Genomic DNA, 8,511 nt, shown 5'->3' on the forward strand with positions numbered 1-8,511 from the left:
CTGCCCGGGAGCCGCCCCGCTCCCGGGCAGGGCTCCCGGTCCGGGTGTCGAACCTGTAGACGTCCGAGAGTCCTACCTGGGGAGCCCGATGATGAGACGCTGCGTCACGCTGGTCCTGGCCCTGCTCGTGGCCGCCCTGTCCGCCGTGGGGAACGCCTCGCTGCCGAGCGCGTCAGCCGAGCCGGACACCCTGCGGGCCGGTTTCGCCGCCCGCACCATCACGCCGATCGGCGAGCCCCCCGAGGGGTGGGACTTCTGGCAGAACCCGAGGTCGGGCGTGTGGAGCGAGCCGTTCGAGGACGCGAACGCGAACGGGTGCTACGACCCGGGCGAGCGCCACACCGACGACGTGCGCAACTCGGTCATCGACCCCCAGTCGACGGGCAAGTGGGACGGCGTCTGGACGAACGCGGGGTTCGGCGGACGGTGCGCGAAGGGCAAGTTCGACGACACGTGGGCGAGGGCGGTGGTCGTGTCGTCCGGGGGGAAGACGGTGGCCATGGTCTCCCTCGACGTGGTCGGGTTCTTCAACGAGGAGATCGAGCAGGCGCGCAAGGAGCTCCTGGCCACCCGGCGCGTCCCGGCGCTCGACGGGTTCATCGTCGCCTCCACGCACACCCACGAGGGCCCGGACACGATGGGCCTGTGGGGCCAGCTCCCGCACGACGGCAAGTTCCCGCTCTACCAGGCGTTCATCCGGGCCCGCATCGTGGAAGCCGTCGTGGCCGCCTACGAGTCGATGGCCCCGGCCGCGGTGAGGTTCGGACACGGACAGGCGACGCACGGCACGCACCCGGTCACGGGGGCGACGCTCCCGATCATCCAGGACTCACGGCCCCCGCAGGTCATCGACCCGGACGTGTGGACGGCCCAGTTCGTCGACCCCGAGGGGGACACGATCGGCACGATCGTGAACTGGTCGAACCACCCGGAGGCGCTGTGGAGCGGCAACCCGATGATCTCGAGCGACTACCCGCACGCGACGCGCGAGATGATGGAGCGCGAGCTGGGCGGGATCTCCGTCTTCTTCTCGGGGAGCGTGGGGGGTCTGATGACCACCCGGTCGGCTCCGCAGGGCCTGACTCCCTACGAGTGGCTGGAGCTGGTGGGTGAGGAGGTCGCGGAGACGGCGATCGCCTCGCTGGAGGGCCAGCCGCTCCTGAGCGACCCGACGCTCGACGTCGCGCACCAGGTCTTCTTCCTGCAGATGGACAACCAGTCGTTGCGCGCCCTCAACACGGCGGGCCTGTTCGACAAGCAGACCTACACGGCCGGGGTCCCCTCGGGTACCTCGGGCGAGACGACGCGCACCGAGATGTACGCGGTCAAGCTGGGTCCGGCCGTCTTCGTCACGGTGCCCGGGGAGCTCTTCCCCGAGATCGCGCTGGGCGTCTACGGGAGGCCGGACTGTCCGGCGGCCGACACCGGTCGACCCCACGAGCCCGGCATCCGCCAGCAGTTCCCGGACTCCAGCTACCACTTCGTACTCGGGCTCGGGATGGACGAGCTCGGCTACATCGTCCCCGGGTACGACTTCTGGTCGGTCGGGGTGGACCGTCCGTCCGGCCGCGGAAACAACGACCCCAGCAACCCGCAGCGGTGGGCGAGCCGGGAGCTCGGCTCCTCGAGCGCCCTGACCTACATCGGGGTGGAGCAGGCGACGGACCCGTGCGGCGTCCGCCACTACGAGGAGACGGTCTCGGCCTCGAGCGTGATGGCTCCCGTCGTCGCGTGCACGGCCGCCCAGCTGGCCGGACGCGACCCCTGGTCCGACCTCGCCGCGTACCCCGCGTGCTCTCCCGAGAACACGAAGACGGGACCGATGGGCACGCGGCCCACGAACCTGCTCGACTAGCGCTCTGGGGGCCGCGGCGCTGCGCGCCGCGGCCCCCAGCTAACCCGCGTAGATTCCGCCGTCGATCACGAGCGCCTCGCCCGTGACGAACGCAGCGTCGTCGGACGCCAGGTACAGCACCGCCTTCGCCACCTCCTCCGGGCTCCCGAGCCTCCCGAGGGGCTGACGCGCGACGAGCGCGGCGCGGGCTGCCTCGGGATCGGGGGCCTCCGAGAGCAGGCGTCCCACCCAGGGGGAGTCGACCGTGCCGGGGCAGACGCAGTTGCACCGCACCCCGGTGCCGGCGTACTGGATCGCCACCTGCTTCGTGAACGCGATCACCGCCCCCTTCGTGGCGCAGTAGGCCGCACGGTCGCGCAGCCCGATCATCCCGGCCACCGAGGCGGTGTTCACGATCGCGCCTGACCCGGCGGCGAGCATGTGGGGCAGCGCGTGCTTCGTGCCCAGGAACACGCCGCGGCAGTTGACCGCGAAGAGCCGGTCCCACTCCTCCACCGTGCAGGAGACGGGATCGGCGGTGGACCCGATCCCGGCGTTGTTGCAGAGCACGTCCAGCCGCCCCGTCTCCCCGACCGCCGTCGCGATCAGGCGCTCGACGTCGTCCGGAGAGGAGACGTCGCACGCCACGGCGACCGCGGCCCCCGAGATGGTGTCCATGACCAGGTCGGCCCCCACCACGGTCGCCCCCTCGGCCGCGAACAGCCTCACCATCTCCGCCCCGATCCCCGAGCCGGCGCCGGTGACGACGACCGTCCTGCCCTCAAACCGCGACATGCCTACCTCCGATCACCGTGCGTCCGGCGAAGCGAGCGGCCTCGCCGAGCTCGGCCTCGATGCGCAGGACCCGGTTCCACTTGGCCGTCCGCTCCGACCGCATCGTCGAGCCGACCTTGATCTGACCCGCCCCCCACCCGACGGCCATATCCGACATCCATGAGTCCTCGGTCTCGCCCGAGCGGGCCGAGACGACGGCCGCGTACCCGGCCTCGGCGCACCGGCGCACGACCGATGCCGCCCCGCTCACCGTCCCGGTCTGGTTCGGCTTCACGAGGACGGAGTTGGCGGTCGCGGAGCCGATGCCGGTCTCGAGACGGGCCAGGTCGGTCACGAACAGGTCGTCGCCGAGCAGCTGCACCCGCGAGCCGAGACGGACGGTCGCCTCCCGCCAGCCCTCCCAGTCGTCGTCGGCCAGGGGGTCCTCGATCGAGACGATCGGGTGGGCGTCGCACCAGCCTTCGAGCATGGAGACCAGCTCGCCTGCGTCGAGGACCCTCTCCTCGGCGGCGAGGGTGTACCGTCCCGCGTCGTGGAACTGGGTGGCTGCTACATCGATGGCGATCGCCGCCTGGGAGCCGGGTTCGAGCCCCGCCCTCTCGATGCCGGACGCCAGCAGGTCGAGCGCCTCCCGGTTCGAGCCGAGCGGGGGACCGAGCCCACCCTCGTCGGCGATGAGGGCCGAGACCAGCCCACGCTCGGCGCAGAGCTCGGCCGTTGCCCGCCTCACCCGCCAGGCCCACTCGATCGCCTCCGCGAAGGAGTGGGCGCCGACCGGGACGACGAGGAAGTCCTGGACGTCCACCGCCCGCGCGGCGTGGGCTCCCCCGGACAGGATGTTCACCATCGGCATGGGGATCAGCGGGTCTCCCAGCCTGCGCCAGAGGGGCTCCCCGGCGTCCTCGGCGGCGGCGAGAGCGGAGGCGACGGACACCGCCAGCACCGCGTTCGCCCCGAGGGTCCCGAGGTTCGGGGTGCCGTCCGCGGCCCGCAGGGCGGCGTCCACCGCTTCCTGGTCGGCGGCGTCCAGGCCGTGGACGGACGCGGCCAGGGGTCCGTTCACGTTGCCGACCGCCGTCCGGACCCCCCGGCCCCCGTATCGGTCCCCCCCGTCGCGGAGCTCGTGCGCCTCATAGGTCCCGGTCGACGCCCCGGACGGCACGATGGCCTGTCCGCGCGCGCCTGTCGCGAGGACCACCTCGCAGGCGACGGTCGGTGTGCCCCGGGAGTCGAGCGCCTCCCACGCCCAGACGCGCTCGATCGCGCTCACCGCGATCCCTCCAGCGCGCTCCATGCGCCCTCCAGGGTGTCGGGGGGACGGTCGAGCAGTCGGCGGGCCACGGCCCGGGCCACCTCCCGCTCGGGCCCGGTGAGGTACTCGGCCGGGGACTTCCCGTCGACGCGCGCGGCCATGAGGCACCCCACGTGCCCGTTCACGTAGGCGGGCTCCCGGTCGGGCGGACCCTGAGCCAGGTACGCCTCGTTGAAGGCGGAGGACGCCGCCCGGTATGCCGACGCGTCCTGGGGCCGGTGGATCGCCTTCAGCATGAGGTGGTTCGTCATGAAGGCGCGGTCGAACGCGGGGTCGCCGAAATGGGCGACCTCGGCGTCCACCACCCAGACCCCGCCCGGGCCGGCCAGGATGTTCTTCGGCGACAGGTCGCCGTGAACGAGGCAGGCCCGCGAGCTCTCCATCCGATCCACGAGGGCCGCGACGGCCGATGCGATCTCGGGGCGGCGGCGGATCACCGTCCGGTGATAGGGGTCGACGCGCAGCTGCTCGAAGGCTTCGTGGTCACCGAACCTGCGCGCGTACGTGTCGGGGTCGGCGGTCTCGCGGTGCCAGACGCCGACCACCCGCCCCACCTCCGCCGCCACGCGGGTATCCACCTGCCCATGGAGCAGATCCTGCTTCCAGTCGGTCCAGCCGTCCGGTGCCTCCTCGATCACGAGCGCGCACGCGTCCGGGTCGGCGTCGAGCACCGCTGGGACGCTGCCCGGGGTGAGCTCGGCTCCCAATCGGAGCACGTCCGCCTCGGTCATCGCCCTCTCCCGCTTCGCGAACCACTCGTCCTCCACGCGCAGGCGCGGCAGCGACTGCTTCACGACGACGCGCAGGGACGGCGTCCGGACGGCCAGCACGACGTTGGACACTCCGCCCCCGAGCTCCACGACCTGGGCCTCGGACCCGCTCTGGACGAGGCCGCGACCGACGAGGTGGTCCACGACGGTGCCCGGAGTGAGGAGGTCGGCGCTCATCGCGCCTCAGCCCTGGAAGATGACGCGGTAGTACGTCTCGGCGTACTGCAGCGCGACGAGCACGGCGCCGCGCACCGTCGCGTTCGGACCGAAGGCCCACGGCTTGATCTCCACCTGCGACGTCGCCTGCGGGAGCGCGTGCTCGAGGGCCGCCTCACGCAGGGGACCGAGGAGCGGCTCCCCCGCTCCCGCGATGCCACCCCCGATCACCACGATCTGCGGGTTGAAGAGGTTGATCAGCCAGGACACGGCGACGCCGATGCGGCGCCCGGCGTCTCGCAGCACCTCGAGCGAGAGCTCGTCGCCCTCGGCGGCAGCGGCGGCCACGTCCTCGGCCCGCAGGTCCTCGTCGCTGCCGTCGAGGGTCGTTCCGCGTCCGGACGCGACGGCCTCCCGGACGGCGCGCACGATCGCCCGCGCGTCCGCCTCCGCCTCGAGGCAGCCGACCTTCCCGCAGTTGCAGGGCTGCGAGGCGCCCGGCAGGTGGCAGTGTCCGATCTCGCCCGCCAGCCCCGAGGCTCCGTGCAGCAGGCGTCCCTCGGTTATGAACGCGGCGCCGATGCCCCGTCCGATGTACAGGAGCACGGCGTCCTGCGCGCCCCGGGCGACCCCCTCGACGTGCTCGACGACGAGGGCGGCGTCCACGGTGTTCACGACGTAGACCGGCACGCCCAGCGACGCGGTCAGCGTGGCCGCGACCGGGACGTCCTTCCATCCCAGGTTCGGCGCGAGCAGGCAGACACCCGTGTGCAGGTCGACGAGGCCGGGGAGGCAGACCCCCACCGCCCCGAGCCGCTTCAGGCTCGCCCCCGCTGCGGCGACGGACCGGTGCACGCTCTCGCTGATCCTCTGGAGCGCGGCCGACGCGTCGCCATGCGGGGTGGACATCTCCGTGCGCTCGAGCTCCTCACCCCGGGCGTCGGCCACGACGATCGTGGTCCGCTTCACCCCGACCTGGATCCCGACCAGGAACTGCGACCGGCCGTTGAACTCGAGCAGGATCGGGGGGCGGCCCCCTCCCGAGGTCGTCTGCCCGGGCCCGATCTCGCGGACCAGCCCCTCCGCGATCAGGTCGTCGATGATCGCGGATACGGTCGGTTTGGCCAGCGACGTCTGCTTCGCGATGGCCGCACGCGAGATGGGGCTGTTCTCCTTGATCACGTCGAGGACGAGCGAGCGGTTGAGCTCGCGCATCAAACTGTGGTCGGCGCCCGACCCGATAGGCCGCTTGCTCACGGCCGTGCCCGCGACACCCGTCGCGCCCCCCTTCACTGAGCTCGGTACAGGTCGACTCACGCTACCAGAGCCCTCCGACGGCTCAGCTGCCACCAGAGGGATTGTAAACCTACTTCACCGAACTCAGCGGCTGAACGCGAAATGGGTCGTCATCGCCTCCGCGGCCGCTTCCGGGTCCCCCGCGACGATGGCGGCAGCGATGTCCTCGTGGTGTCCGAGCGCGATCTCCACGGCCCGGCGGTCGCGTGTGTGCGCGCGGCGGTACGTCACGTCCATGAAGCTGCGGATCACCTCGTGCATCGCCTCGAGCACGAGCGCGATGGCCCGGTTCCCGGACAGGGACGCGACCGCGATGTGGAACGCGACGTCGTGGTCGTTGAAGTCCCGCTCGGACCGTGCCCTGCGCATGCCGTGCAGCGGCACGTCCAGAGCCTCGCGCTTGCGGGCCGCGTCGGGAGCCGCCGCCGCGAGCGCGGCCGCCCTCGTCTCCAGGCTGGCGCGCGCCACCAGGAACTCGTCCACCTCGATCCCTTCGAGGTGGGCCCAGACGCGCAGGACCGAGCTCAGGATGTCACTGGAGGGGGCCGCCACGACGGACTCGCGACCCTGGCGGCGCTGCAGGACGCCCAGCGACGAGAGCCCGGCCAGGGCCTCCCGTATGACGAGGACGCTGACCCCGTAGGTCCGGGCGAGCTCGCCGCTCGAGGGGAGAGGGTCCCCCTCGGCCAGCTCCCGGTCGACGATCATCTTCAGGACGGCGTCGGCCGCTTGGTCGGCGAGCGACCGGAACCGGACCGGGTCGCCGTCGTCGTCGTGCGACGCGCGGTCGCGGTCGCCGGGCACGGCCAGGACCGTCCACCGCCGTCCGTCGGTGCGTCGCACGGTCCCGGTCTCGGCCAGCATGGCCACGGCCTCGCGCGTGACCGTACGCGAGACCCCCAGCCGCTCGGCGAGCGTCGATATCGGCGGGAGGTCGTCTCCCTCGTCGAGACCGTCGTCCCTGATCAGGTCGGCCAGGCTGCGCACGACCTCGTCGGCGAGGGGCCTGCGTCTCAGCGACCCCGTGGTCACGGCATCGCCTCGTCGAGCACCTCGGCCAGGTGCCTCACCGGCATCGTCTCGCCCCGTCTGGCCATCCGCCCCTCGAGGTGCAGCAGGCAGGACTGGTCGCACCCCACGAGCATCTCGGCTCCCGACGAGGCCAGGGAGTCGAGCTTGTCGTCGGCCATCGCCACCGAGATCTCGGGCTGCTTCACCGAGAAGAGACCTCCGAACCCGCAGCAGCGGTCGTCGCCCGTCCAGGCCACGACCTCGTGTCCGGACCGGCGCAGGAGGTCGAGCGGCTCCTCCCGGACCCCCAGCTCCCGCAGCATGTGGCAGGAGTGGTGGTAGCCGACCCGGACGCCCTCGGCCGAAGCCGACACCGGGTCGGCCGCGACCAGCTCGGAGAACTCCTTCACCCGGGAGCCGAGCTCCTCGGACAGCCGGCGGGCGTGGGGGTCGCCCACTATCGAGAAGAGCTCCGGCCAGGTGACGCGGATCATCGTCGCGCAGCTCCCAGCCGGAACGCAGACCACGTCGCTCGCCTCGTCCGTCAGCGCGCGCAGGGTGGTGCGGGCGACGGTGGCCGCCTCCTCGGCCAGACCTACGTTCCAGGCCGGCTGGCCGCAGCAGGTCGCATCTCGCGGGACCGAGACCTCGTAACCCGCCCGGCGCAGGACGCGCACCGCCGACACTCCAACCTGCGGGGCGACCGTATCGACCACGCAGGTGGGGAAGAGCGCCACCCGGGAGGCCGTCATCGGCACCCCCGGACGGTGAGCGTGATCGTCGACGCCTTCAGGACCTCCTCGTCGCCGGAGGGGTCCTGGTCGGCTACGGTCCCGTCCGGACAGTCGACCTCCTCCCCCGTCACCTCGTCCACGGCACGGACGAGGAACCCCATATCGGTCAGGTCCTCACGGGCGTCGGACACGTCCGCGCCCACGACGGACGGGACGGTCACGGGATCGTCGGAGAAGACCCGCGGCTCAGGGGTGCAGGCGGTGAGGAGGAAGAGCACCAGCCCGGCCGCCCGCGAGATCATCGGGGTACCCCCGGGTCCCCGCGTCGCTCGCGGATGGGAGCCGGTCCGCGCTGGGCGGGCCGCACAGCGAGCGGACGGGGGTCGGGCTGGGTGGAGCGCAACCATCGGCCGGCGAGCGCGGCTACCCCGCACGTGCCGAGGAAGGCGATCGCGTGAGCGTCGTTGGGGCTCGGCCCGCCACGTGCGACCCAGTCCGCGGACCGCGTCACGAGCGGGATGGTGGCCGCGACGGTCGCCCCCACGAGCCCGGCCGCGACCAGGACCGCCCCCAGCGTCGCCCGCCACCTGCCCACCCCCCAGG

Annotated in this window: 9 protein-coding genes; 1 reads left to right on the forward strand and 8 read right to left on the reverse strand. The window is 72.5% G+C overall.

Going from position 1 to position 8,511, the window contains the following annotated elements:
* Positions 1-91 precede the first annotated feature (91 nt).
* Positions 92-1,855 (forward strand): hypothetical protein, encoded by a 1,764-nt coding sequence (locus VM840_12125; GenBank protein ID HVL82325.1) that lies wholly within the window; start codon positions 92-94, stop codon positions 1,853-1,855.
* A gap of 39 nt (positions 1,856-1,894) precedes the next feature.
* On the opposite strand, the gene VM840_12130 is transcribed toward VM840_12125, so the two are convergent.
* The 8 genes from VM840_12130 to VM840_12165 form a co-directional block, all read right to left on the reverse strand.
* Positions 1,895-2,629 carry an SDR family NAD(P)-dependent oxidoreductase gene (locus VM840_12130; GenBank protein ID HVL82326.1) on the reverse strand — a complete coding sequence of 245 codons (735 nt, stop codon included), beginning with the start codon at positions 2,627-2,629 and terminating at the stop codon, positions 1,895-1,897.
* Positions 2,616-3,923 carry a phosphopyruvate hydratase gene (gene eno / locus VM840_12135; protein ID HVL82327.1) on the reverse strand — a complete coding sequence of 436 codons (1,308 nt, stop codon included), beginning with the start codon at positions 3,921-3,923 and terminating at the stop codon, positions 2,616-2,618. The genes VM840_12130 and eno overlap by 14 nt, the downstream gene beginning before the upstream one ends.
* Positions 3,896-4,888, reverse strand: coding sequence for an aminoglycoside phosphotransferase family protein (locus VM840_12140; protein ID HVL82328.1), 993 nt, complete (start codon positions 4,886-4,888; stop codon positions 3,896-3,898). The genes eno and VM840_12140 overlap by 28 nt, the downstream gene beginning before the upstream one ends.
* 6 nt (positions 4,889-4,894) lie before the next feature.
* The gene (locus VM840_12145) at positions 4,895-6,082 is read right to left on the reverse strand and encodes an ROK family transcriptional regulator (GenBank protein ID HVL82329.1); all 1,188 of its coding nucleotides are present in this window, start codon (positions 6,080-6,082) and stop codon (positions 4,895-4,897) included.
* Between the two features lie 165 nt (positions 6,083-6,247).
* Positions 6,248-7,195 carry a GntR family transcriptional regulator gene (locus VM840_12150; protein ID HVL82330.1) on the reverse strand — a complete coding sequence of 316 codons (948 nt, stop codon included), beginning with the start codon at positions 7,193-7,195 and terminating at the stop codon, positions 6,248-6,250.
* Positions 7,192-7,926, reverse strand: coding sequence for a (Fe-S)-binding protein (locus tag VM840_12155; protein HVL82331.1), 735 nt, complete (start codon positions 7,924-7,926; stop codon positions 7,192-7,194). Before VM840_12155 ends, VM840_12150 begins: the two co-directional genes overlap by 4 nt.
* Positions 7,923-8,210 carry a PASTA domain-containing protein gene (locus VM840_12160; protein ID HVL82332.1) on the reverse strand — a complete coding sequence of 96 codons (288 nt, stop codon included), beginning with the start codon at positions 8,208-8,210 and terminating at the stop codon, positions 7,923-7,925. Before VM840_12160 ends, VM840_12155 begins: the two co-directional genes overlap by 4 nt.
* Positions 8,207-8,511, reverse strand: a 305-nt coding sequence (locus VM840_12165; GenBank protein ID HVL82333.1) for a hypothetical protein, incomplete at its 5' end; no start/stop codon positions are given. The genes VM840_12165 and VM840_12160, both read right to left, overlap by 4 nt.

The organism is Actinomycetota bacterium, from assembly GCA_035540895.1.
Lineage (GTDB): Bacteria > Actinomycetota > JAICYB01 > JAICYB01 > JAICYB01 > DATLFR01.

Bases quoted from the DNA above. Each gene is read 5' to 3' on its own strand.
- VM840_12140 (HVL82328.1), bottom strand. From the start codon at position 4,888: ATGAGCGCCGACCTCCTCACTCCGGGCACCGTCGTGGACCACCTCGTC.
- VM840_12125 (HVL82325.1), top strand. From the start codon at position 92: ATGAGACGCTGCGTCACGCTGGTCCTGGCCCTGCTCGTGGCCGCCCTG.
- eno (HVL82327.1), bottom strand. From the start codon at position 3,923: ATGGAGCGCGCTGGAGGGATCGCGGTGAGCGCGATCGAGCGCGTCTGG.
- VM840_12160 (HVL82332.1), bottom strand. From the start codon at position 8,210: ATGATCTCGCGGGCGGCCGGGCTGGTGCTCTTCCTCCTCACCGCCTGC.
- VM840_12145 (HVL82329.1), bottom strand. From the start codon at position 6,082: ATGCGCGAGCTCAACCGCTCGCTCGTCCTCGACGTGATCAAGGAGAAC.
- VM840_12155 (HVL82331.1), bottom strand. From the start codon at position 7,926: ATGACGGCCTCCCGGGTGGCGCTCTTCCCCACCTGCGTGGTCGATACG.
- VM840_12130 (HVL82326.1), bottom strand. From the start codon at position 2,629: ATGTCGCGGTTTGAGGGCAGGACGGTCGTCGTCACCGGCGCCGGCTCG.